Origin of the sequence: Sorangium sp. So ce693 (genome assembly GCF_051521375.1) — a bacterium.
GTDB lineage: Bacteria > Myxococcota_A > Polyangia > Polyangiales > Polyangiaceae > Sorangium > Sorangium atrum.
This window is the reverse complement of record NZ_CP150347.1, coordinates 7722225-7746690: the sequence shown is the minus strand read 5'-3', so window position 1 is coordinate 7746690 and position 24466 is coordinate 7722225. Positions and strand designations below refer to the sequence as shown.

The following is a 24466-nucleotide window of genomic DNA, read 5'->3' as shown; positions in this document are numbered from 1 at the left end:
AGGGTCGATCGAATGCGCGTCGCGCGCAACGGCGTCGGCAGTGTACCGTGGCATCGCACGTCGATGCGCGCGCTCCTCGCGATCCTGCGGATCGGTCTTCGCTCGCTGCGCGAGGGGGGCGCGCCGCCCATGTCGTCGTCATCGGGAGGCCTCCGCGGCGCCTCGTCCAGCGCCGCCGCGCGCCTCGCCCTCGTCGTGGCGTTGTCGTCGCTCGCGGGCGCGCTGTCCGGCCTGCTCCCGGCGATCGCCGGCGTGGCCCTCGGCGCTGTCGCCGGGCGCGAGGCGCCGCCCTCGGGCGGCATCGGCGGCGCGCTCGCCCGGCTGCTCGCCGGCGCACCGCCGGCGGCCGCGGTCCTCGCCGCGCTCGGCGCCACGCTCGTGTCCGCCTCCCTGGCGGTGCTCTCGGGCCGGAAGAGCTCGGAGCTCGGCGGCGACCTCACCGCCGCGCTCCGCGTCGCGCTCTTCCGGGCAGCGCTCTCCGCTTCGCCCCGCGACGTGGACGCCGCCGGGCGCGCGCTCATCGCGGCGCAGGCGGCGGGGCCCGCGCCGCGGCCGCCGAGCGCCGGGCCCGCGCCGCCCGTCCGGGGCGCGGAGGTCGTGCGGCTCGCGATCGCGCGGGACGCCGGCCTCGTCGCCGATTTCGCGATCGCCGTCGCGACCGGCTTGCCCCAGGCGCTCGCGACGCTCGCGGTCCTCGCCGGGTCGCTGGTCTCGAGCGGCATGGCGCTCGTCCTCGCAGGCGGCGCCGCGCTGTTCGCGGCCTCGCGCCTCGCGGCGGACCGGGCCTCGGGCCGCGTGGCGCGGGCGATGCGGGAGATGCAGCACGCCGACACGGCCGTGTTCGGCGCGGTGGGCGAGGCGCTGGCGGGAGCGGAGGACCTTCGCCTGCTCGGCGCGCGCGCCCAGGCCGAGGGAGAGCTCGCCGTGGCCGCGCGCCGGGTCGCGGACGCGCGCCGCCGCTTCGGCCAGGCGCTCGCCGTCTCCGGCCAGATCAAGGGCACGCTCGCGGCGCTCTCGCCGCTCGTCATCGTCGCCGCGCTCGCGGCCTCCCGCGGGGGCGCCGGCGCAGGGGAGGTCGGAGAGCTCCTGCTCGTGGTGCCGCTGTTGATGGCGCGCCTCGAGGCGCTCGACGCCCTCCGCGCCGGCTTCATCGAGCGCGCCCCCCTGCTGCGCGCGACGCTCGCGCTGCTGCGCCTGCCCGAGCACCCGCCCCGTCCCTCCGGCGGCCTCGCGATGCACCTCGACGGCGAGGCGAGGCGCCCCCTGTCGATCGCCTTCGAGGGGGTCACGTTCACGCCGCCGGGCGCGAGCCGCCCCGTCCTCGACGGCGTGTCGCTCTCGATCCCCGCCGGAGCGGTGGTCGGCGTCTGCGGTCGCTCCGGCAGCGGCAAGTCGATGCTCCTGCGCCTGCTCCTGCGCCTCGACGATCCGTCGTCGGGCGCGATCGCCGTGGGCGGCGTGGATCTGCGGCAGATCCCGCCCGAGGAGCTCCCGCGGCTGTTCGGCGTGGTGGGGCAATCGACGCGGCTGTTCGAGCGGAGCATCGCGGACAACCTGGCGCTCGGCCTCGATCCCGCGCCCACGGAGGAGCGCATGCGCGAGGCGCTCCGCCGCGTGGAGCTCGACGAGCTCGCAGGCGCGCCGCCGGCGGAGGGCGAGGCGCGGCCCGCGCGCGGCCTCGCGACGGAGGTGCGCGCCTCACCGCCGAGCCTGTCGGGCGGTGAGGCGCGGCGGCTGCTGCTCGCGCGGGTGCTGCTGCGCGAGCCGCGGGTCTTCGTGCTGGACGAGCCGGAGGCGGGCCTGCCGGGCGCCACCGCCGAGGCGGTCCTCCGCACGGCTTGCGAGGTCGCCGCCGGGCGCACGGCCATCGTCGTGACCCACGCGCCGCACCTCCTCAGGTCGACGTTCAACGTGTTGCTCGACGGCGGTCGGGTCGCGGCGGTGGGCACGCACGAATCCCTTCGCGAGAGCTCGCCGCTCTATCGGTCGCTTCTGGCCGAGGCGCTGCAGCGGTCCGCGAGCCCGGCGGCAGGCTGATGAAGGCGCGCGCGGTCACCCCGCTCGCGCGCGGAGGTCACGGATCGCAGGGGCCGCCTGCCCGCGCGGCCTGGCGGGCGAGATGCTCGGCGTCGATGGCAGCGCGGCGCGGCTCCTCGGGCACGTCCGCCGAGATTCCCAGCGGGCGGCCCGCGAGCCCTCGCGCGAGGCAAACGAGGATGGATACGGCCCCCCAGGCGAGCGCGAAGGCGACGCCTGCGTCGACGATCGCGCGGTAGGGCGGGGGCATCTGCCGCACGAGCAGGATGAGCGCCACGATGCCTGCGACGAGCGCCCACGTCGCGATCAGCCGGCGGCGCGTCGCGTGGAGGAGCGCCATGCAGTAGAGGGGCGCCAGCGCCACGTGGAGGGGCCGCCCGTGCTCGGCGAGGTGGAGCGCGCGCGCGACGACCCGCGGCGAGAAGCGCTGCTGAAAGCCGCGGTACCCCTCGAAGTAGGCGATCGTGACCGTCCAGGCCGCGAGCAGGACGAGCTGTCCCGTCGTGAGCGCATGCACCGTCAGGATGCGCGCCGCCGTCGCGCCGAGACGACAGAGGGCCTCGACCAGCACGGCCACGACACCGAGGACACCCCACAGGATGACGGCGAGGCGACGCCGCCCCTTGCGGACGGGCGGGCTCATCGCGACCGCGCCGGATCGAGGGGCCTCGCGGCCGTGGATCGCGCTCGAACGGCCGTGCGCGCGGACGGACGCTTCGGACGGTGCGCCGGACAGCCGAATCGCCGCATGTCGCTGCATGCTAGGAGAGGAGCTGGGTACGTCAACCGGATCTCACGGAGGTCATGGCGGTTCGCTCCGGCGCGGTCCGGCGGTAGCATCGGTGGCCCATGCCGCTCGCCGACCGCTCCGCGCCGGGTGTCTCGCCCGCCCCGGCGCGGGCCCTCCCGCCCCACCCGCACGCGCTGCGCTCGCCGCTCGCGCCCTTCACGGCGCGCCTCCGCGACCTGCTCTCGACCGTCGAGTCGGCGGCGCTCCTCGGCGCGGTGGAGGCGCGGGTGCGCGGGCTCGGGGAGCACCTGCGCTTCGCGTGCCTCGCGATGCCGTGCTCGGAGGCGCTCGTCGCGCTCGAGATGGAAACGCTCGGGCGGCTCACGGTCCCTGTCGTCGCCGACGCGGTCGGCTTCCGCGCCCCGGGCGCGGAGCTGCCGCCGAGCGGCACCCCGTTCGCATACCTGCTCGGTGGCGGCGGCGGGCACGCGGTGGAGCTGTCCGAGGGCGATCCGATGATCGCGCCGCTCCGGCCGCTCCTAGGCGCCGCGCCGACGTCCGCGATCTTCGTGCCGATCCGCGTCGGCGACGCGATCGTCGGCGGCGCCGCGCTGCTCTCGCACGAGGCGCCCCTCGGAGGGCGGGAGCTCGACATGGCCGAGCGGCTCGCCGAGGTCCTCGCGCTCACCGTGGAGTCGTTCCGCACCGAGCGCGTCGTCTTCGAGCTCTTCGCGCGCGCGATGCCCGACCTGCTCGCGCAGGCGCCAGGCCAGCCGGCGGCAGGGCCGGGCCGGCGAGAAGCGTCGGGCGCGGAGCCTCCCATCCCGGAAGGAGCGGCACCGCCGCCGACCTCGCTCCGCGCGGCGCTGGAGCGGCACATCCACGCGCTGCGCCTCACGCCCGAGTACCGCCGCCGCCTGGAGCTCGCTGCGGTGGTGGGGAGGCTCGCCGAGCGCGGCGAGGCGGAGGCCCGCCTGGCCCTCGACCTCCTCGCGCGGATCGACGCCTACGCGAGCGGCGCCGGCGATGCAGGGCCGCCGGCCTCCGCAGGGGAGGGGAGCTCCGCGTGACCACGGCTTCTCCGGCAGGACCGGGCGGCGAACTCCACGGTGCGCCACGCCCGAGCTCGCGAAGCGGCGCCGGCGTGCGCGTCGCGCTGATCGACTCCGGCGTCGATGCCTCGCACCCCGCGCTGCGCGCAGCGGCGCTGCGGCACGTCGCCCTGGTCCAGCGCGGCGCTGGCGGCGGCGCGTACGGGGTCGCGCCGTGCGCTCCGGAAGATCTCAGCGGGCACGGGACGGCGTGCGCGGGCATCGTCCACCGCATGGCGCCCGCGGCCGAGATCACGAGCGTCCGCGCGCTCGGCGACGGCGGGCGGTGCTCGCGTGACGGGCTCGTCGCCGCGCTGCGCTTCTGCGTCGGCGAGCGATTTTCTGTGGTCAACCTGAGCCTCGGCATCGACATCCCGAAGAACGCGCCGCTCCGCCCGGGCGACTACCGCTCGCTGGTCGAGCTCTACGAGGTCGCGGACGCCGCCTACACCGCGGAGGTCGTGCTCGTGGCCGCCGGCCCGAACGCGGCGGCGTTCCGCACCTATCCAGGGCGCTTCAAGTCGTTGATCGGCGTCGGTAGAGGGGCCTTCCAGGACCCGGAGGCGCTCCGGAGCGAGCTCACGCTCGACCACGAGATCCTCGCGCCCGGCGACGACGTGCTCGCGCCCGCGCCCGGCGGCGGCGAGCGGCGCTGGACCGGCACGTCGTTCGCTGCGCCCCACGTGACCGCGCACGTCGCGCGCATCCGCGCCGCCTGGCCGGAGCTCTCGATCGAGGCGGTGAAGGCGGCGCTGCACGGGCTCGCGCGCGGGGCGCGCGGCGAGGGGGTGGAGGAGCGCGGTGCTCCCGCTTGATCCGCTCGAAAGCGTGTCGCCGCTGTCGCGGCTGCTGCGGAGCGCGCCGGGCGCAGAGGTCCGCGCCGAGCTCGACCGCGTCGAGGCGCTCCTCGGTGCCGGTTGCGATCCTGCGGCGGCGGCGCTTCATGGCGGCCCGCTCGTCGCGGCGGCGCTCGGCTTTGGGCGCGGCGCGCTCGCGTTGCGTGAGGGGGCGCTGGACGCCGCCGTCCTGCACCTCGACGGTGCTGTCGCCGCGTTCGACCGAGAAGGGGCCACGGAGGCCCGTGACCTCGCGCGGTGCGAGGCGGCGCTCGCGCGCTTGCGCCGCGACGTACGATCGGCCTGTGCGTCCGCCATCGCGGAGCTCGACGCCATCGCGGCCGCAGGCGATCCCGGCCGCCGCGCCGCCGTCGTCGCCGCCCACTACCGCGGTACGGCCGAGCGGCTCCTCGGCGACGCGGCGGCTGCGCAGCGCACGCTGCTGTCGGCGCTGCGCCGCTCGGAGCCGTTCCTCGGCGAGCGCGCGCAGATCCTGAACTCGCTCGGCACGCTCTACGTGACCCTCGGCGCGCACGGCGCGGCCGAGGCGCTGCTCGAGCACGCGGCGGAGCTCCATCGCCGCCGCGGCGATTCCGTGGGCGAGGCGATCGCCTGCGGCCAGCTCGGCGCGGCGGCGCTCGGCCTCGGCGCCCTGGAGCGCGCCCGGGCCCCGCTCCAGCGACAGGAGTGGCTGTGCGCGCGCCTCGGCGACGCGTTCGGCCGCGCGCGCGCCCTCACGTTCCTCTCGGAGCTTGCGCTCGAGCTCGGCCGCGCCGACGACGCCCTCGCGCTGGCGACTTCCGCCCGCGACATTGCCGAGCGCGCCGCGCCGCCGCTCCGAACCTGGGTCGCTTACGCTTCGAGGGCGATCGGGCGCGCGCGGCGGGATCTCGGCGATCCGGGCGCGGCGGCGGCGCTCGACGAGGCGGGCGCGCTCTTCCGCGCGCTCGGCCTTCCGCTCGGAGAGGCGCTCGCCGCCTGGGATCGCGCCTCGACCGAGGCGCTCGCGCTCGCGGAGCCGGCGGACTGGTTCTCCGCCGCCTGGTCGCTCGGCTCCCTGGGTCTGTCCTCGCGGGTGGCGCAGCTGCTCCGGGAGCGTCTGGAAATCGAGGAAATGGACCCACTCCCGGCGATGGGAGGGCCGGCGCTGGATGGCGATGCCCGCGAGCGGGCGCTCGCCGCGGCGGCGCAGACGTCGCCTCACGTGGCAATGCAGCGCGAGGTCGAGCTCGTTTACGATCGTCCTGACCACCTTGCTGCGATCGCCGCTCGCCGGACGGCGGCTCAGCGCAACCTCGGTCGGCTCGCAGCATTGACGCTCGCCCGGCCGGGGCTCATCGTCGCGGCGATCGCGGCATCGCCCCTCGGCACCCGTGGCCGCGCGCTCCCCCCCGAGCGCGCGATGGCGGTCTGCGTGGCCGACCTGCCCGGCTTCACGGTTTGGATCTGGCCGGCGGTCGCCACGCCAGCCGCCGTCGGCAACGATCTAGCCGTGCTGCGCGCGACGCTGGGCGAGCCGCTGCGCGCAGCGCTGGCGCTCGCGCCGGCAGGGCGCGTACTGTGTCCGCCGTTCGCGGGCGACACCGGCGCGGAGCTCGATGCGGTCGAGCTCGTTGGTCTGATGGCGCTGCCCGCCGTGCTCGCGCCGGGCGAGCTTCGCCTGGATCCGCAGCTCGGCTGGGACGGCGATGCCCGCGCCAGCGTGGAGGCGCTGGGGTTTGTCGTCACGAACAACCCGAGCCACCCAGGTTGACCCGCGAGCCGCGCGCTACCTCACCCAGGTTGTCGCTACCCTTCCACCGTCGAAGCACCTACACCGTGAGCACGACATCGGCCGTGTTGGCGCCGTGAAACGTGCACATCCACCACGTTCCTGCCGGGAATACCACGCTGCGCACTCCGGCACGCCACCGATCGAGCGCCGCGCGGTACAAGGCGCGAAACCCGCGCACAGCGGCACGAGCCACGCGCCATGCGTCGCCCTGTTTGCGGCCGACTGCAAACGTTGGATTGCCAGAGCGCGGCGCCTCGAGGCTCGTGACGCGCTCATGAGGTGAGACCTTGCCGGCTTGCTCCGCGCCAAGGAAGCGGCGCCCTTGCTGCTTCACCTCCGCTTGCGCCTGCAATTCCTGCCTCTCGAGCTCGGCGGCGATGGCATGGCGAAAGTCTTCCGCGCGGTCATGGTCGATGGTCGGCGGCAGCGCGAGTGACAGTGTAGCTTCCTCCGGCCACTGTGGATTTTTCGGGTCGAAGTATGCGGCGGGACGCGCTGCGCACAACACGCCCAGGCCGATCTCGCCCACCTTCACCTTGGCGCCCGGCCACTCATGCGCATGCGGGACGAGTCCAGCGGCCACAGGGTTTGCGAGGACATAGGCGATCTTCTCCACGACCGCCGCGCGTGTCAGTAGCCGCACCACGCTCGTGGCTTCGTGGTCCCACACCGGCCCTTCCCACGCGCGAAGCACCTTCGTGCCCAGCGCGACGATGCGATGGAAGAACTGCAGGAAGCGCGGCAGAACGCCGTTCGCATCGGTCACGACGAGGTGCAGGTGCGTCGACATCGCGCAAAGCGCGTGGACGCTGATGCCGTAGCGACGGGTCGAGACCGCGAGGGCGTAGACCAAGAGCTGAGTGATGGCTGCATCGGGGCGAAAGAGGAGATGCCGGCGCAGGACGCGACGGGTGATCAGGTAGGTTGCGCCGGGCGCGATCTGGCGGGGCTGGCTCATGGTCGTGCAGAACTCCAAGAGCCGTGCCGGCGATTGCGGTGAACGATCTCAAGTACTTGCCCGTGCCGTCTGGTGGCGGCGCCATGTCGGACTGTGCTCAGCCACCCCTGCGGTCGGGTCAACCTGCTGGGTCGGGTTTCCCCTTCCGGTCAACCTGGGTCGCCCTTCCGGTCAACCTGGGTCGGGTCAACCTGGTTGGGTCGGGCCCTCGCACCCGCGCGGATCGCCTTGCTGAGCCAGGAGCGCAGCCAGCGATGGCCTGGATCGTCCTGCACGCGCTCGTGCCAGACAGCCGAAGATCGGTCCACGCCGAGCTCGACCGGAGGCCGGACCGCGCGTAGGCCGAAGGGCGTCGACAATGCCGCGACGGTCGCTGGACACGTCACCACGAGGTCCGAGGCCGCGATCAGGAAAGGCACCGTCACGAAGTGCTGGACCTGCGCGACGATCCGCCGGCGCCGCCCACGAGCTTCCAGCGCGCGATCGACCAGGCTGCCCGGCATGCCGTGCGGAGCGATCAGCACGTGCCCGAGCTCCAGATAGCGCTCCAGGGTCAGCCGCTGTGTCGCTGCAGGATGGTCGCTGCGCATCAGCGTCACGAATCGCTCCTCCGGCAAGCGCAGCTGTCGTGACGACGGGGGCACGAGGAACTCCGGGACGAACGCCAGATCCCCCGTTCCCCGCTCGAGCCGCCTCACGAAGTCTGCTTCGGCGCGGTCGACCTGCACCGTGATGTACGGCGCCTCGCGCGCCAGCATGGGCAAGAGCCGCGGCAGCGCAACCGCCTCCAGCAGGTCGTTGCCGAGCAGCACGAAGCGGCGCTCCGACGTCGCTGGGTCGAACGGCGCGCCGGCCTGGACCGCCGCTCGCAGGCTCGCGAGCGCCTGAGCCAGCGGATCGGCGAGCGCCTCGGCGCGCGGCGTGAGGGCGAGCAGCGGCCGCCCCGGAGCGAGCAGCGCATCACCGAAGAACTCGCGCAGCCGTCCGAGCCGCTGGCTCGCAGCCGACTGCGTGATGCCGAGCCGCTTCGCGGCGCGCGTCACGTGCCGCTCGCGCAGCAGCACGTCAAGCGCGAGCAGGAGATTCAGGTCGTCGGGGAGCGCCTCGAGCATTAGGTATACTAATACATCATAGTAGAGCGATATCCTGTACTAATCATTAGAACCGCCTCAATCTATGCGCATGGCCGTCGCTCGCGGAGCCCGGCCAGACGTCCTCTGGAGGATGGAGCGCATCATGGAGAGGAAACTCAAGGTCTCGCGGCGGCGCCTGCTGGAGGGCGTCGCGACGCTCGCCGTGGCCGCGGGAGCGGGCTGGTACGCGGCCGGTCGGGGTGTGTTCGACGCTCGGACGGGCGAGCCGTTCGCGCCTTGGACCGCGTTCCGCGGGCAGCGCGGCGGCGAGCTCGCCGAGCTCGTGCGCGCGGCGGTGCTCGCCGCGAGCCCGCACAACACGCAACCCTGGCTGTTCGAGGTCCACCCGGATCGCATCGACGTGTTCTCGGACAGGTCTCGATCGCTCGGCTCCATGGATCCGTTCCTGCGCGAGATGCACATCGGGCTCGGTTGCGCGATCGAGAACCTGGCGCTCGCGGCGGGTTCAATGGGATGGGCGCCCCGTGTCGAGCTCGAAGCCGGTCATCTCCGGGGCTCCGACCCGGAGGGATCGCGCGCCCTCGAGCGCGCGGCGCCGCGGGCGATCCGGGTGGCGAGCGTCCGGATCGAGCCAGGCGCAGCGGAGTCCCCGCTCGCGGAGGTCATCGCACGGCGACACACGAACCGCGGCCCGTACCAGGCGCAGCGCGTGCCGGTATCGGCGCTCCAGGAGCTCTCGCGCCTGAGCGAAGCGGGCTCGGACGGTGAGATCGTCTGGCTGGAGCGCCCCGATCAGCGCGAGAGCTTCGCCGCTCATACGCTGCGCGCCACCGAGACCATCGTCCGCGACGCGGCGATGGTGCGGGACAGCGACGCGTGGTTCAGGCTGGCGCCGGAGGCGGTACCGAGCCATCGGGATGGGCTGACCCTCGATGTGATGGGGCTGGGGCCGCTGCTCACCGCGGCGGTCAAGCTGCTGCCGCGTCCGTCGGCGGAGCAGATGCACGACGACTGGCTCCGCGTCACCCGCGAGGTCCATCTCGCCGGCGATCCCGCCATCGGCGTCATCGCGGTCCGCGACCGCTACGATCTGGGCGCGACGCTCCGCGCCGGGCGCCTGTGGCAACGCATGCATCTCTGGGCGACCGCGCGCGGCATCGCGATGCACCCGCTGAACCAGGTGCCGGAGATCATCGACCGGGAGCGTATGCTCGGACGAGCACCGGCAATGGAGCGCTCGTTCACCGAGGCGCTTGGCCTGGGCGACCGGCAGCTCACCTTCGCGTTCCGGCTGGGCTTCCCGGAGCGAGAGGGCGTGTGCGGCCCGCGCCGCGCCGCGGAGGAGGTGATCCGCGCCGCGTGAGCGCCGCGCCCGGCTGGCGTGCTGGCCGAGGGCGGCAAACCCTGGACGCCGAGGAACGACCGTCACCGAACGGCGATGCCCTGGGCGCCGCCGCCGGGCGTCAATCCACCCGCCTCGCCTCGCGGGACCAGGCCGCCGTCGCGGCTCACCTGGAACGCCGCGATCGTCCTGGCGCCGGCGTTGAGGGTGTACAGAAAGCGGCCGTCGCGCGTCATCGTGAGGTCGATCGGCGCCGTTCCGGTGGGGAACGAGGCGGACACGCCCTCGTCGAGCAGCGTCAGCGCGCCACGCGCGTCGACCTGGAGCCCGGAGAGCGTGTTGCTGCCCGTGTTGGCCGTGAAGACATAGCGGCTCCCAGGGGCGCCGGCGATCCAGCAGGTCGCCCGCTGGAAGGTGTCGACCGTATCGCTGATGACAGCGCAGCCCCAACCTGGGTCGGGTCGCCGGGTCGCCGCAGCCCCAACCTGGGTCGGGTCGCCGGGTCGCCGCGGCGCCGTCCTGGACGCCTCGCCGCGCAGGATGTCGGCGAAGGTGGCGCTCGCCGCCTCGTTCTTGCGGAGGAGCGGCACGATCCACGCAGAGCTCGTCCAAGCCTAACGGCGCGCTCGGGTCGCTCGAGCGATCGATTCTCCGGCCGCAGCCGGTCGCATGCCGTCGAAGAGGATGGTCAGCGCGCGCTGCCGGAACGGTTCGCTCCACTCGTCGGTCATCGCCTCCTGGCAGATCGCCGCGAGCAGGGCGACCAGCTCGGTGGGGAGCAAGTCGTCGCGGACGGTGCCCGCCTCCTTGGCGCGTTCGAGCAGCAGATCGACGGCGGGCCGGAGGCGTGTCAGGGCGTCGCCGACACGGACCTGGACCCCGGTCTCGGCGAGTCGGGCGAACACGGCCCTGTTCTGGGCGCCGATCTCCATGACGCGGGCGCAGAACTCGAACAGGGCGGCGACAGCGTCAGGGTCGCCGACCATGGCGTCGGCTTCAGCAATGAGCCGGTCCAGCAGGTTCATCACCACGGCTTTGAGCAGCTCGGGTTTGGTCGGGAAGTGCCTGAACACGGTGCCGATCGCGACGCCGGCGCGCGCGGCCACGGCCTCCGTCGAGGCCGAGGCACCCTCCTCGGCGAACACCGCCTCGGCCGCCTCCAGAATGCGCGCGCGATTGCGGCGGGCGTCGGCGCGAACCGGTCGTTCACCGGCACCGCCGCCGGCGGGCGGCACACCGTCTCGATCCATCGGCACTCCGTTCTTGACAAAGTGAGTCGCACTCACCATGGTGATGATGAGTCAAACTCATCTTACTGTCAAGGAGCCTCCACCATGCCCCAGTCGACGACCGGCGCCGCGGGTCCTCTCACGATCTACCGGCGCATGCAGGAAGCACTCTTCGGGGACAGCCCCACTCTTCTCCCGGCCGAACTGCTGGCCGAGGACATCGTGGTCGAAACCCCGTTCTCCCCTCCTGGCATGCGACGTCACGAAGGCCGCGAGGCGTGGCTGGCGTTCTACGAGGCCAGGAGCGCGGTCCTGCCGGTGTGCTTCGACAGGTTCCGCGAGCTGGCCACCCATCAGACCGACGACCCCGAGGTCATCGTCGTCGAATACGAGCTCGGCGGGACGGTTACCACCACCGGCCTGCGCGCCTCGACGACCCTCATCGGCGTGCTGCGGGTCCGCGACGGCCTGATCAAGAGCTGGCGCGAGTACCAGGACGTCCTGGCGATCACGGAGGCGCTGAAACTGACGCCCGAGGACCTCGGCGGAACCGGCACGCCCGCCCCATAACGCTCAGGTCTCCTTGGCCGCCTTGCGGCCGGTCTCCTCGGCCTGGGCCTGCTGCGCCAGTGCGGCGCGGCTGCTTCTCCTCCGCCGGCTGCCTGAAGACGAGGGCGACGCGCACGCCACCGAGACGGCTGTGTCCGACGTCGAGGCTCCCGCCGGTGGTGGCGGCGACGCGGCGGACGATGTCGAGACCCAGACCGGTCGACCCGGCACCCGACGACTCCCTGGTCAGGGCTGCCCGGGATCCTCGATGCCCGGGCCACCGTCCTCGACGGCCAGGATCCGCCGCCGGTTCACCCAACCTGGGTGGGTTGTCCAACCTGGGTCGGGTCGCCAGGAACGAGCCTCACCTCACAGCGATCCCCTGCGCGCCGCCTCCAGGCGTCAATCCACCCGCCTCGCCTCGCGGGATCAGGCCGCCGTCGCGGCTCACCTGGAATGCCGCGATCGTCCCGGCGCCGGCGTTGAGGGTGTACAGAAAGCGGCCGTCGCGCGTCATCGTGAGGTCGATCGGCGCCGTTCCGGTGGGGAACGAGGCGGACACGCCCTCGTCGAGCAGCGTCAGCGCGCCACGCGCGTCGACCTGGAGCCCGGAGAGCGTGTTGCTGCCCGTGTTGGCCGTGAAGACATAGCGGCTCCCAGGGGCGCCGGCGATCCAGCAGGTCGCCCGCTGGAAGGTGTCGACCGTATCGCTGATGACAGCGAGGCTCCCGTCGGGCCCGATTTTGTACGAGGACACCACGCTCGTGTCGCCGGTCGCGGGCATGCCGTCGCCTCCGACCTCCGCCACGATGAGATGGCCGCGACGATCGAAGGTGAAATCGAACGGGACTAGGCCCCTGGAGATCGTCGTGACCGGCGCGTCGCTGGGCAGCCCGCGGCCGCTCATGGGGAACACCTGGAGCTGATTGGACCCCTTGCCCGCCACGACCAGCACCTCGCCGTCGGGAGAGAAGCCGATCTGACCCGGCGTCGCGCCGAGCGACGGCGGTGTCGTGCCGCCGAGGCCGAGATCGCGGCTCGACCCGTCGAGCGGGACGAGCTCGCCGCACGGGTTCACTTCAAAGCCGGCGATGTTGCCTTCGCCACCCACGTTGAGGACATAGAGCAGGTCACCGTGCGAGGCGACGCTCACCGGGAAGTCGCCGCCCGAGTCGACCACGTCGAGCAGCGTCAGGCCGTGCGGGCCGACGCGGAACATCGACACCTCGCTGCTGCCCGCGTTCACGGCGAACAGGAGCGTCCCGTCGTCGCTGAGGACGAGCGAGCCCTGGGATCCGAGCGCGTTGATCGGCCGGGTCGGCGCGCCGAGCCCTCCGGTCGCGTACGTGCCGGCATACGAGAGCGAGCCGTCCGCCGCCCGGTCATATTCCATCACGGAATTGCCGTCTCCGGCGTTGGTCATGACGAAGATCTGGCCGTGCCGGTGGACGCCGCTGCCGTGCGCCATGGCGTCGCCGGGCGCGCCCGCTGCGAAGAGACCGAAGCTCAGGGCCGTGATGCTCATCGTGCTGCGAAACATGAGAAAGCTCCTGGGGAATGGCGCCGCGAACCCAGCGGCGCGGGCTTGTCGGTGCGTCGATCGTCAAGGCGCATCTCCGTCGTGACGACGGGCACGGAGCGCCCCGAGCTCGCGGGCGCGCGGCTCTGCGCGCTCCGTCGGGCGGGTTCATCGGCTGCTACGCGGCAGCTCCTTCGCGGTTTCGCTGCCGTCGACCGGTCGGCTCCGGCGCGCCTCAGCCGTTCACCTGTGCGTCGAGCCGCCTGCGGCAGCCTGGTCGGCGCGCGTGCGTGACCCTGCCTCGCGTGACGAGGGAGCGACGACGCCTCCGCTGGCGTTGACCGCTCCGCCGGCGGTTGGGGCAGCAGGTCGCCGCGCCGCCGCCCCAACCTGGGTCGGGTCGCCCCGCCTTGACCGCTCCGCCGGCGGTTGGGGCAGCAGGTCGCCGCCCCGCCGCTCCAACCTGGGTCGGGTCGCCCCGCCGCCCCAACCTGGGTCGGGTCGCTGCCCCTGGTTGCCGCCCCAACCTGGGTCGGGTCGCTGCCCCTGGTTGCCGCCCCAACCTGGGTCGGGTCGCTGCCCCTGGTTGCCGCCCCAACCTGGGTCGGGTCGCTGGGGTCGGGTCGCCGCCCCAGCCTGGGTCGGGTCGGGTCGCCGGGTCGGGTCGCCGGGTCGGGTCGCCGCCCCAACCTGGGTCGGGTCGGCGGGGTCGGGTCGGCGCCCCAGGTCACAGCCCCAACCTGGGTCGGGTCGCTTCGCTTCAACCCGGAAGCTGGCATTGCCGCTCGCGGGCACCGGCTCTGCTTCTTGCGCACCTGAGCAACCGTTCGCCGGGCGCCACGACTAACCCGCCCTCGGCAGCCCGGAGCCCGCGCGAGATGCCGCGGAAACCGCGCTTCTCCGAGGGCGATGACGCGTGGCATCGCCGATGCTTCAGACGCGATCGCGAAAGTCCATCCACTCTCCAACGGGAGTTGAACCATGTCCGTCTCGAACGCCCCTCTCACTGGAACCCCAGAAGCTCGCCGGCCCGCCCGCGCCTGGGAGCCCGACGCGGGCGCCAGTGTTCGGGACGAGTTCCTCACGCTCGCGTCGCACGAGCTCTTGACGCCGCTGACCTCGCTTAACCTGCAGGTGCAGCGGATGAAGCGGCTGAGCGAGCAGCGCGCGGAGGACGGGTCAACGTGGGTCGCCTCGCTCGAGGTCGTCGGCCGGCAGGTCAACCGGCTCACCCGGCTCTGCGATGACATGCTCCAGGCGATCAGGCTCCGAGCGGGCCCGCTCGATCCCGAGCGCGAGACCGTCGATCTCGGGGCGCTCGTCCGGGAGGTGATCGCCGTGCTCCCGGTCGAGCTCCGCTCCCCGTCCTCCACGATCTCCGTCGACGCGCCGGAGGGCATCGTCGGCCGCTGGGACCGTGAGCAGATGGGACGCCTCGTGTTCCACCTCGTCAAGAACGCCATCCAGTTCGGCGCTGGCCGGCCGATATCCATCGAGGTGAGGGCCTGTCCCGGCGGGGCGGAGCTCCTCGTCCGCGATCAAGGCGCGGGCATCGCGGAGGAGGACCAGGCCTGCATCTTCAGGTGCTTCGAGCGCGTGGGCGGCGTTGTGCACTTCGGCGGCCTCGGGCTCGGGCTCTACATCGCGCGCGAGATCGTGCGCGCTCACGGCGGAACCATCGGCGTGGAGAGCTCGCCAGGCTGTGGCTCGACGTTCATGGTCGAGCTCCCCCTCGAGCCCGAGCCCGCCAGTCGGGCCACCATCGCGCTCGCTCCCTGACACCGTCGCTCCTTCGACGCCCGCCCACACGCCATCACCCTCCCATCCCCTCGTGGAGCGCCCGCCCACACAGCGAGGCGCCGCGCATCCCCCACCATCGACGTGAGCTCACCGGTCGCGCGCGGCGCGCGGCGCGCCCGAGGCTCGCCGCCACGCGAGGTCCGCGGCGCGAGGCAGCGCGGGCACGCGACGGCGCGAGTTGGCCGCTCGCCGCGAGATCTCATGATCTCCCGCCTCGCCGAGGACGCCATCACCCGTCGATAACGCGGCGCGCCCTCCCTGGTACGCAATCCATTGCTCGATCGCGTAGCGGCCCGCGCGCTCATCCCCGCTCGCGCGGCCCGCGCGCCGATATCACGGCGAATCTGCGTGGGCGCGACCGGCACGAGGTGTGCTCTGGCTCACGTGAGAGCTAGGGCCAGATAGGCAATCCGCGTTCGACGAATGCTCGATCGAAGCGGAGCCGATCGAACGATGGGGCGTCACCGTGGCGCCCGCGTCGCAGGGAGAACCATGAAGATCGAAGGGACCAGCGACCTCATCAGCATTGTGTTCGGCAAAGGTCACCCCACCATCGTCTCGGAGGCTGCGAAGAACACCGAGGCTCACGGCGCGCGTCATCCCATGAGCGCGCGGCCCGCCGGCGGCGCGGCAGCACAGGCCCGCGGCACCACCGACCTCGCGGAGCTCGACGGGGGGAGGGAGATTGGCGGCGGCACCGCCGTCCCTCGCTACCAGAGCGCCGTGACCCAGCCGGCCGCCGGCCTCGCGAAGGCCCCGGAGCTCCTCGCCGCGAAGCGGCGCGTGCTGTCCGGCAGCAGGCTACCTGCGGCCTCGGTCCGCTTCGCCGGGCCTGCCGAGATCGATGTCTTCCTCGGTGAGCTCGATCAGGCGGTCCGACCTTTCGAGGACTGCTTGCGAAAGGCAGGGGCCCGACACAGCGACAGGGCCGCCCAGCTCAAGGCCATCATCAAGAAGGCCTCGATCCAGACCAGCAAGACCCGGTTCGAGTGCCCCCGGGACATGGCGGAGTTCGACGCTCGGCTCGAGCGGGTGGTGCGGACGGGTGAGCCGATCGTGCTGGCCATGCCGGAGGGCGGCGGCAAGGTGCCAGTGCCGCTCAAGACAGGCAGGTTCGGCCGGGGGCCCGATTTCGCGGAGTTCCTCGGCATCAAGATGCGAGCGGCGCTGGCGCGCGTCCTGCGCGAGTTCCACCCAGGCGGCGCCCACGTGGTGGTCGTGCCGGATACGTGCCTTCACACCCGCGACATGGGCTTCTGCGCGGACGAGGTCCGGAGCCACCTCGAGCAGCTCTGGCGCGATCTACCCCGCCTCGGCATCCATGACGAGGTGATCGTCGCCGATACCCTCGCGTATCTCCCCGCAGACTGGGGCAGCGTCATCGAGCGCAGCGTCGCGGAGGTGGTCGCCTCGATCGCGGAGGATGATGCGGTGAGGGAGGCGGCGGCCGCCCAGTCGAGGTCGCTGATGTTCATCAAGGACTGCGGCCTCTCCGACGAGGACGAGGCGGTGCTGTTCTATGCGGCCGTGGCCGGGCACCCGGACGGGATCCCCCCCGGGGTCGCCGCCCAGGCCAGGGCCTTCCAGGCGGCGACCGATGAGGTGACGCCCCTTTACATGGCCATCAACCATCATGGCATCCGGGGCCTCGGCCTGATCGAGCGGGTGGTCGACGGGCTCGGCTTCTCGAGCGCGAGCTACCTCCGCGCGAGCGTCCACGCCAAGCCCGGCTGTCCACGGCCCGCCCTCAGCGTCTTCCATGCCATGGCGCCGGTCGCCCTCTTGCCGATGCACGCCCTCGGCGTGCGCGTGATCGACGAGACGCCTCGCTGGGGGCTCTCGTTCGATGTCGTCGGGCGGATGCGCGGCTGGCAGGCCGTCTGCGAGGCGACCACCGGGCGCTTCCTGTTCTATGAAACGACGCAGGAAGGCGTGGAGATGGGCGGCGCCTGTGCCGAGCGAGCCGCCGCGTGACTGCGCCGCGGAGGCCGGCGGGGACGCCGGCCTCGACCCCTGTCCAGGAACCGAGGAGGAGCTGCGTGCAAGAGTTCGATACGATCGTGGTCGGCGCCGGCATCACCGGCCTCTACTGCAGCTTTCGCCTCGCCGGGCGGGACCCCCGCCGCACCGTCGGGCTCTTCGAAGCCTCGGAGCGGTTCGGGGGCCGGATCGAGACGGTCGACCTCGATGGTTTCCTCGCCGAGTGCGGCCCCATGCGCTTCGAGAAGCGCCGGCAGCGCCTGCTGATGGGGCTGCTCGGCGAGCTCGGCCTGAAGACCAGGCCGTTCACCCCGTATTCGGCCGAGCCCGCCCAAGGGCCGCGGTTCTCCCTCGCCCCCGACGAGGCCGGACCCGCTCATCGCCCCCACACGACGCTCGAGCTGATGAAGCTCGGTATCCTGAGGATCTTGAAGGATACCCCGTGGGCGAGCCCCGGTAACCCGGACGACCCCAGGGACGAGAAGCACCGGGAGTGGCTGAGGAGCCTCGCGGAGGACGACTATGCCAGCATGCGCCGCGGCGCCAGGCTGGGAGGCGCCTTCCTCTACGAACAGGGGTTCTGGAACGCGCTGAGCGACGTCCTCAGCCACGGGGCCGTGCTCGCGATCCGGGATCAGGGCACGTTCTTCCACCTGATTCCGGAGAACCCCAACGCCATGGACTGGATCGTCTTCTGGCTTCGCGCGCTGTCCAGCGAGGGGGAGAAGGACGCCTCGCTCGTCAGCATCGAAGGCGGCTCCCGGGCGCTGCCCCTCGCCCTGGTGCGGGAGATCGAGCGGCGCCCCGAGCAGGTCGCCATCCACCTTCGCCACACGCTCACGTCGCTCGCGGCAGCGGAAGGAGGGAAGATCCGGCTGCAGTTCGCCCGCGGCGAGGAGACCGTGGAGGCCGTCGCGAAGCACGTGATCCTCGCCTTGCCCCGCAGCCCCCTGATGCGGCTCGCCGGCTGCTTCTCCCGGGAGATCCAGCGGGATCTCGACGCGGTCTTCGGGTTTCCGCTCCTGAAGTGCTTCCTGGTCACGGACGCGCCGTGGTGGACGGGGCGCACGCCGCCCCACAGGAACGCGTCGCTGATGCCCGCCAGGGAGGTCCACACCACCTACCGCGAGAGCGACGGCAAGGGCATGATCATGCTCTACACCGATCGACCGGCCACGGAGTTCTGGAAGGTCTATGTCCAGGGCGAGGCCCACGATCGCGCGGAGATCGACGGCAGCGAGGCGCTGAAGCGGCAGCTCCTGAAATACCTCGGCGTGGACCTCCAGGACCCGGCCGGGCAGCAGCGCGCCGCCGGGACCGTGACGACCTGGGCCATCCGGGACTGGAGCCGGGAGCCCTACGGGGCGGGGGCCCATACCTGGCGGCCAGGCGTCAGGTCGTGGGAGGTCCTCGAGAGGCTGAGGGCGTTCGACCTCCCCGGCAGCGCCGCGCCTGTCAGCAGCGTCCATGTCTGCGGCGAGGCCTACTGCGATTATCAGGGGATCGAGGGCGCGCTCCGCTCGGCCGAGAGCGCGCTCCAGACCGTGCCCTGATCCCCGACCGCGCGCTACGGCTCCCGGGGGGGCGCGTACCCGAGCCGCTTGATGCCGAGCGCCTTGAGCTTGTACACGAGCGTGCGCAGCGGCATGCCGAGCGCGCGCGCCGCCTCCGTCTGGTTCCCGCTCGCCTTGCGGAGCGCCTCGACGATCAGCTCGGCCTCGCAGCGCTGCAGCCGCGTCTTCAGGTAGTCCCCGCCCGGGGGCGCGGCCGTGAGCTCTCCGACCTGGTACGGCGGCTCCCCTTCCGCCGCCGGCTCCGAGGTGGGCGTCGCTCTGGCGCGCTCTGGCAGATCCTGCTCGGCGATCCACTCGCCCTCGGCGATGACCACGGCCCGCTCGATCGCGTTCCGCAGCTCCCGCGCGTTCCCCGGCCAGGAGTACGCCCGGAGCCGCGCGAGCGATCCGGCGTCGAAGCCGCGGACCGACCGGCCGTTCGCCTGGTTCGCCTGGTCGAGGAAGCGCAGCGCGAGCGGCTCGATGTCCTCCGGGCGCGCCCGGAGCGGCGGGATCGTCATCGTCATCGTGTTCAGGCGGTAGAGCAGATCGCTGCGGAACGCCCCGGACCCGCACATCGCCTCGACGTCGCGGTGGGTCGCCGCCACGACGCGCGCGTCGACGTCGATCGGCTTGTTCGAGCCGACGCGGGTCACCTGCCGCGTCTCGAGGACGCGCAGGAGCGCGGCCTGCACCACGGCCGGCAGCTCGCCGATCTCGTCGAGGAAGACCGTCCCGCCGTCGGCCGCCTCGAACACCCCTCGCTGCTGCTGCCACGCGCCGGTGAACGCGCCGCGCTCGTGGCCGAAGAGCGTGCTCTCGACGAGCTGCTGCGGGATCGCCCCGCAGTTGACGCACACCATCGGCTTGCCGCTCCGCGGGCCGCTGTCGTGGATCGCCCGCGCCACGACCTCCTTGCCCGTCCCCGTCTCGCCCAGCAGGAGGACCGGGATCGACGAGCGCGCGACCCGCTTGACGATCTCGAAGACGCGGCGCATCGCGGGGCTCACGACGACCGGCTCGGCGTGGCCAGGGCCCGGGCTGCTCTTCCAGGTCCCGCCCGGCGCCGAGCGCACCGGCTGCTCCACCGTCGCGCTGCGCACGGCGCTCCAGCACCGATCGAGCAGCTCCTCCGCCACGGTCCCCGCGTCGGGGAACGTCGCGAAGCCCGCGAGCACGACGGGCGACCCGCCCCCGGGCGGCGCGGCGAGCGCGCGCGCCACGTCGAGCGCCACCTCGGCCCCGGCCTCGAGCAGCAGCGCCGCAACCACGTCCGAGCTGTAGAGCGCGATCCGGTCCACGGGGCGCAGCAGCGCCCGCACGCGCGGGAACAGGTGGCTCACGTGGGCGCCGGGCTGGCGGGCGACCCGGGCCATCACGACGGCGAAGCTCCGCCCGAAGTACCGCGCGCGCTTCACCTCCTCCTCGAGGGCGACGCGGAGCTGCTCGTGGCTCATCAGCCCTGGCAGCTCGTCCTCGGCCGCCGTGATCGAGCGGACGGCGACCACCACCTTGCCGAGGATCACCTCCTCGCCCGGCTTCACCTCGCCTCGCGTGATGCGCTCGCCGCCGAGCCATGTGCCGTTGGTCGAGCGCAGGTCATCGATGACGACCCTGTCGCCGGACTGGGTGAAGCGGGCGTGCTCGCGCGAGAGGCTGACGTCGCCGATCTGGACCTGCGACGGCGGCGCGCGGCCGATCACGACCGGCACGCCCGGGCTCAGCACGGCGCGCTCGGCGCCGTCGCGGTGGTAGACGAGCAGGGCGACGCGTCGATCGTCCTGCCTGACACCCTGGATCGCATCGATGAAGCTGCTGGACAGCGGCGTTGTCTCCGGGCCGATGTCCGTCTCGCGAATGACTGCCACGCTGCTCACCCCCTTCTCACACGACCTCGCCTCCGGGCTCGCGGGCGGCGCGTCGCGCCCGTCCGCGCGCTCCCGCGGCGTGCGCCGGCGAGCCCGCCCGCCCGCGCCCCGAGCAGGCGCCCGCTGACGCTGAATTGCGCACCAGCGCGGGCGCCTCCGGCGGGCGTGACGCACCAGCTTTGTCCATCAGGGTCCGGTGTTCATGAAGCGCATCCCACGCACCCGCGCCTCCAACGCACCCGGAGCACCTTGCAATTCGAGCACCACCTGGGCGTCGAGCTCGGTGGTAACAAGGAGATGGTGTTCCTGATCGGCGAGCGTGAGCGCACCATGCTCCGCGGCCGTGTCGTTCACCTCCTGAGTCCGCTCCTCGACGGCCGGCGGACGGCGGACGAGCTCGTCGCCGCGCTCGACGACGAGGTCTCCAAGCCCGGCGGGGTCGAGCCGTGGATCGGTCCGGTCTTCCAGCCGGGCGCGCGGCCGTGCTGGGCCGGCGTGGGACGCCCCTGCGTTCGGCGATTTCCAGCGGGCGAGCGGAGGCAGAGGCAAGGGCCGCCCCCCGCCCAGGCCAGGGCGAGCGCGCTGTGCGAGGCGATCGAGCGCTGCAGCGCGACCTACCAGGGCGACGAGCCCCTGCGCCGCGCGCGCCTGGCCGAGCGAAGCCTACCTGTTCCCCGAGCCGCTTGCAGTCGTCGTTGTCGGTTCCGGGGCGCTGGCTTGGGCGATGATAGGCACGGTAAACGAGAAGGTCGACCCATGGCCCACCCTGCTGTCGGCCTCTATGGTGCCATGGTGCGCCTCCACGATCGATTTGGAGATGAAGAGCCCTAGTCCGACGCCCCCGCCGCGCGTGCGCTCCTCGCCGAAGTAACGCTGGAATATCCGGGGCAGCTCGTCGCCGTCGATCCCGACTCCCGTATCCGTCACGCTGAATCGCACGAAGCGGCCCGAGACGCCGGCACGCAGGGCCACCTTCCCTCCGGTCGACGTGAACTTCATCGCATTGACCACGAGGTTGGTGAGCACTTGGTGGATTCGAGCACGGTCACAGAGTATGTGAGGGATCCCTGCCGGAACATCGTGCTGGAGCTCGATGTTTCTCACCTTTGCGTGGTCGACGTGGGCCTCGACCACCTCGGCGAGCAAAGGCTCCACGGATTCAGTCGCCATGTCGAGGGCGAACCCTCCAGCGTCGATCCGCGCGACGTCGAGCAGGTTGCGGATGATGCCCTCCATCCGCTGTGCCGTCCGGTGAACGAGCGCCGCACGCCGCGAGATCTCCGCGTTCCCCTCTGCCGTCGAAGCCCTCGAGATCAGCGCGGCGTTCAGATCGATGACGCCGAGCGGATCGCGCAGGTCATGGGCGACCATCGAGAGCATGTCCTCCCTGGCCCGCGCAGCGGAGCGCTCTGCCTCGGCGACCTTCTCGGCCAGCTCGCGCGAGGTCCGCTCGTACCGGACCGCTTTGCGTGCGTTCTCGCCGAGAGCGCTGAGCGCCGCCCCGAACAGGAATAACAGGACGAGCGCGACAACGTCGACTGACTGGTGGATCTGGAGCAAGAGCCCGCGCGGCTCGAGCCAGTAACTGGCTCCAACAGTGCAAAACACCGTGGCGACGAGCCCCGGCCAGAATCCGCCAAGCCACGCGCTGGCAATGATGAGCATCGCGTAAAGCTGGATGAGCGGGAGCTTCAGCGGAAGTTCTGAAGGAACGCTGATGGCGAGTGTCAATGCGATTGCGCCGGCAAAGAGGGGGACGCCATAGCGCACGACGGGTGAGTTTGAGCACCGCTCTTGCAGGGAGATTGTCACTTTGGACGAATATGAGCCCGCCTGGTGGGCCACGCAAGCAACCGGGCTCGCATTGCGCTGTCACTGCGAGAGGGTGTGGGCGGAATGATCCGCTCGAGAGCTTGAGCGCATTGGATCTCTACCGCGCGCTCGAACCGCCCCGCGGCGGCGCACGGGCCTCCGCAAACGCGGCGGCGAACTCGGGACCGATGATGGCGTTGGGTCGAGGCCTTCACAGCCCCCATTTCGGCCCCTCGGCAGGGCTCTCCAGAGTGCCCAACCCGCGATGCGACAGGGTATTCACTCCACGCAGCTCTCCAGGCAATTCGTGCAGAATTACCGGCGGCGCAGAATTGCCGTGCGATGACGCGTCCCTCGCCCGTGCGCCGCACGGCCAAGCACCCGGCGCGCTCTATCCGTCAGTCCGTCCGCAGCGAGCGACGCGACGGCTGCAGGCGGCGCGTCGGGCGACGCCGGAGACTGGCTCGGCTGCAAATGATATAGAACTAATTGAAATTATTGAAATTTCATCCGGATTCGCGGCGTCGTCTCAGGAATCCTGGCAGGGTTTCTGACCGCGGCACAAGGCCAGGTCCGGGGGATTCGGCAGCAGCAGAAGCAGAAGAGGAGATGTCCCGTGCGCGACGGCTATCGCATCCTCGACGCAGATCGTCACGTGATCGAGCCGCTCGATCTGTGGAAGGACCACCTCGATCCGGAGCTCCGCGTTCACGCGCCTTACCTCGCGTACCCTGGCGAGGGCGAGCCCCTGGCCGACCGCGTGGCGCACCTCGGGCCGGAGGGGCTGCTCCGGCTGCCACCGCAGCCGATGGTGGATGGCCGGCCGGTCCATCACCGGATGAGCGCGCGGACCAGGCGCGTGATCGCCGCTGCTGGCCGCCGGCGGCTCGGGGCGCTCGCGTCGCTCGGGCCGCTCGATCAGCCGCGGGCGCAGCTCGACGACATGGATCGCGAGGGCATCGACGTGGCGTTCCTTTATCCGACGCTCGCGCTGGCGCTCCTCGGCATGACCGGGCTGGAGCCCGCGCTGGGGAGCGCGTTCGCCAGGGCGTACAACACGTGGTTACGGGGCTTCTGCGATCACGACCCCTCGCGCCTCCGGGGCGTGGCCCTGATGAGCCCGCACGATCCGGCGCAGATGGTGCCCGAGCTCTCGCGCGCGGCCGCGCTCGGCTTCCGCGCCGTCGTGCTCCGGCCGAACCCCGTCGCGGGGCGGACGCTGGGCGACCCTGCGTATGAAGCGTTCTGGGCCGAGTGCGAGCGGCGCTCGATCGCTGTCGCCATCCACGAGGGCACGCACGCCTCCTTGCCGGCGGCCGGCGCCGATCGCTTCCGCACCCGCTTCGCCCTGCACGCCTGCTCGCACCCGATGGAGCAGATGATGGCCTTGCTCGCGCTGATCGAGGGGGGCGTGCTCGAGCGCCACCCCGGCCTGCGTGTGGCCTTCCTCGAGGCCGGCTGCGGGTGGCTGCCCTACTGGCTCTGGCGCCTCGACGAGATCGAGTACCGGGGCCTCGCCGAGGAGGTCGCGCCGCACGTCCGCCGCGACCCGTCCGCGTATTTCCGCCGCCAGTGCTTCGTCGAGATCGAGCCGGACGAGCCGTGCCTGGAGCAGGCCATCCCGTGGCTCGGCGAGGACAGGGCGATCTTCGGGACGGACTTCCCCCACATCGATCACGACGCCGGCATGGTGGAGCGGGCGCTCGCGCTCCGCCGCAGGCTCCCCGGCGAGGGCCTCCGCAAGATCCTCTGGGACAACGCCGCCAGCTTCTACGGTATCGACGGATGACTCAGCAGATGACGCTGACCGACCCGGGGTCGCTCGCGAGCTCGGCCAGCGCGACGGGCTGATCGTCCAGCTCCGGCGGCGGTGGGACATAGAGGGTGATGGCGCGCGGCGACGGGTCCCAGCCCTTGCGCTGCTCGCAGAAGCGCAGCGCGTCGCCGCCCGGCGAGCCTGGCTCCCGCGCCTCGCGGATGGTGAGGTCGATCCCCGGCGGCAGTCGATAGCCGCAGCACGCCATCAAGAAGCCCCGTGGGTCGCTCTTCAGCCGATCGAGCTGCGTCGGGTCTTCCCAGCAGATCGCGACGGCGCGCAGCCACGCTCCCTCCAGCTCCAGGAGACCCTCCTCCATCGCGCCTCGCTCGCTCGGGGGGCGCGCCTCCTCGTCGAGATGCGCGGGATCGCCGCCGGTGTTCGGCATCCTGGACGTGTACTTGGATGACTGATGGGAAAACATGGCACCCTCCACTTGCCGGCGCCGCAGGTCCTGGCGTGGGATATGAGGCTCATG

General features: G+C 72.3%; 20 protein-coding genes. 10 read left to right on the top strand and 10 right to left on the bottom strand.

Translation table 11 applies throughout. The features are described 5' to 3' along the window. The first annotated feature begins 12 nt into the window (after positions 1-12). A complete protein-coding gene (locus tag WMF14_RS28790) occupies positions 13-2037 on the top strand; it encodes an ATP-binding cassette domain-containing protein (protein WP_437791126.1) in 2025 nt (674 codons plus the stop codon). Between the two features lie 37 nt (positions 2038-2074). Here the strand turns inward: WMF14_RS28790 and WMF14_RS28785 are convergent, their stop codons facing one another. Next, positions 2075-2680 carry a hypothetical protein gene (locus WMF14_RS28785; RefSeq protein ID WP_437791125.1) on the bottom strand — a complete coding sequence of 202 codons (606 nt, stop codon included), beginning with the start codon at positions 2678-2680 and terminating at the stop codon, positions 2075-2077. Positions 2681-2886: 206 nt separating this feature from the next. Here WMF14_RS28785 and WMF14_RS28780 point away from each other — a divergent pair, with 206 nt between their 5' ends. The 3 genes from WMF14_RS28780 (at position 2887) to WMF14_RS28770 (ending at position 6447) form a co-directional block, all read left to right on the top strand. Next, positions 2887-3837, top strand: a complete 951-nt coding sequence (locus WMF14_RS28780; protein ID WP_437791123.1) for a hypothetical protein — start codon at positions 2887-2889, stop codon at positions 3835-3837. A 74-nt stretch (positions 3838-3911) separates the two neighbouring features. Next, entirely contained in the window at positions 3912-4673 is a 762-nt protein-coding gene (locus tag WMF14_RS28775) for a S8 family peptidase (RefSeq protein WP_437791121.1), read from the top strand. Beyond that, positions 4660-6447: a hypothetical protein gene (locus WMF14_RS28770; protein ID WP_437791118.1), complete on the top strand. Its 1788-nt coding sequence runs from the start codon at positions 4660-4662 to the stop codon at positions 6445-6447. The genes WMF14_RS28775 and WMF14_RS28770 overlap by 14 nt, the downstream gene beginning before the upstream one ends. A 58-nt stretch (positions 6448-6505) precedes the next feature. Here WMF14_RS28770 and WMF14_RS28765 read toward each other — a convergent pair whose 3' ends face one another. Continuing rightward, a complete protein-coding gene (locus WMF14_RS28765; protein ID WP_272094103.1) occupies positions 6506-7426 on the bottom strand; it encodes a transposase in 921 nt (306 codons plus the stop codon). A 149-nt stretch (positions 7427-7575) separates the two neighbouring features. After that, on the bottom strand, positions 7576-8538 hold the full coding sequence (locus tag WMF14_RS28760) for a LysR family transcriptional regulator (RefSeq protein WP_437791114.1): 963 nt from the start codon (positions 8536-8538) through the stop codon (positions 7576-7578). Between the two features lie 124 nt (positions 8539-8662). Here WMF14_RS28760 and WMF14_RS28755 point away from each other — a divergent pair, with 124 nt between their 5' ends. Beyond that, complete coding sequence (locus WMF14_RS28755; protein ID WP_437791112.1) at positions 8663-9883, top strand: Acg family FMN-binding oxidoreductase; 1221 nt, start codon at positions 8663-8665, stop codon at positions 9881-9883. 62 nt (positions 9884-9945) lie between these two features. Here the strand turns inward: WMF14_RS28755 and WMF14_RS28750 are convergent, their stop codons facing one another. Next, positions 9946-10452 carry a hypothetical protein gene (locus tag WMF14_RS28750; protein WP_437791109.1) on the bottom strand — a complete coding sequence of 169 codons (507 nt, stop codon included), beginning with the start codon at positions 10450-10452 and terminating at the stop codon, positions 9946-9948. Between the two features lie 24 nt (positions 10453-10476). Further along, complete coding sequence (locus WMF14_RS28745) at positions 10477-11112, bottom strand: TetR/AcrR family transcriptional regulator (RefSeq protein WP_437791108.1); 636 nt, start codon at positions 11110-11112, stop codon at positions 10477-10479. Between the two features lie 84 nt (positions 11113-11196). Here WMF14_RS28745 and WMF14_RS28740 point away from each other — a divergent pair, with 84 nt between their 5' ends. Next, the gene (locus WMF14_RS28740; protein ID WP_437791107.1) at positions 11197-11661 is read left to right on the top strand and encodes a nuclear transport factor 2 family protein; all 465 of its coding nucleotides are present in this window, start codon (positions 11197-11199) and stop codon (positions 11659-11661) included. Between the two features lie 343 nt (positions 11662-12004). Here WMF14_RS28740 and WMF14_RS28735 read toward each other — a convergent pair whose 3' ends face one another. Continuing rightward, complete coding sequence (locus tag WMF14_RS28735; protein WP_437791104.1) at positions 12005-13180, bottom strand: lactonase family protein; 1176 nt, start codon at positions 13178-13180, stop codon at positions 12005-12007. 960 nt (positions 13181-14140) lie between these two features. On the opposite strand from WMF14_RS28735, the gene WMF14_RS28730 reads away from it, so the two are divergent. The 3 genes from WMF14_RS28730 to WMF14_RS28720 all read left to right on the top strand — a co-directional run bounded on the left by WMF14_RS28730 (position 14141) and on the right by WMF14_RS28720 (position 18492). After that, positions 14141-14938 carry a sensor histidine kinase gene (locus WMF14_RS28730; protein ID WP_437791101.1) on the top strand — a complete coding sequence of 266 codons (798 nt, stop codon included), beginning with the start codon at positions 14141-14143 and terminating at the stop codon, positions 14936-14938. A gap of 513 nt (positions 14939-15451) precedes the next feature. Then, complete coding sequence (locus WMF14_RS28725) at positions 15452-16933, top strand: hypothetical protein (RefSeq protein ID WP_437791099.1); 1482 nt, start codon at positions 15452-15454, stop codon at positions 16931-16933. 65 nt (positions 16934-16998) lie between these two features. Continuing rightward, positions 16999-18492 carry a flavin monoamine oxidase family protein gene (locus WMF14_RS28720; RefSeq protein WP_437791097.1) on the top strand — a complete coding sequence of 498 codons (1494 nt, stop codon included), beginning with the start codon at positions 16999-17001 and terminating at the stop codon, positions 18490-18492. 14 nt (positions 18493-18506) lie between these two features. Here WMF14_RS28720 and WMF14_RS28715 read toward each other — a convergent pair whose 3' ends face one another. The 3 genes from WMF14_RS28715 to WMF14_RS28705 form a co-directional block, all read right to left on the bottom strand. Beyond that, positions 18507-20360 (bottom strand): sigma 54-interacting transcriptional regulator, encoded by a 1854-nt coding sequence (locus WMF14_RS28715; protein ID WP_437791095.1) that lies wholly within the window; start codon positions 20358-20360, stop codon positions 18507-18509. 186 nt (positions 20361-20546) lie between these two features. Continuing rightward, positions 20547-20714, bottom strand: a complete 168-nt coding sequence (locus WMF14_RS28710; protein ID WP_437791092.1) for a hypothetical protein — start codon at positions 20712-20714, stop codon at positions 20547-20549. A gap of 309 nt (positions 20715-21023) precedes the next feature. Then, the gene (locus tag WMF14_RS28705; protein WP_437791089.1) at positions 21024-22130 is read right to left on the bottom strand and encodes a sensor histidine kinase; all 1107 of its coding nucleotides are present in this window, start codon (positions 22128-22130) and stop codon (positions 21024-21026) included. A gap of 658 nt (positions 22131-22788) precedes the next feature. Between WMF14_RS28705 and WMF14_RS28700 the strand changes: the two genes are divergently transcribed. Then, entirely contained in the window at positions 22789-23961 is a 1173-nt protein-coding gene (locus WMF14_RS28700; RefSeq protein ID WP_437791086.1) for an amidohydrolase family protein, read from the top strand. Between the two features lies 1 nt (position 23962). On the opposite strand, the gene WMF14_RS28695 is transcribed toward WMF14_RS28700, so the two are convergent. After that, entirely contained in the window at positions 23963-24412 is a 450-nt protein-coding gene (locus WMF14_RS28695; RefSeq protein ID WP_437791083.1) for a BMA_0021/BMA_0022 family TOMM bacteriocin, read from the bottom strand. Positions 24413-24466: the final 54 nt, after the last annotated feature.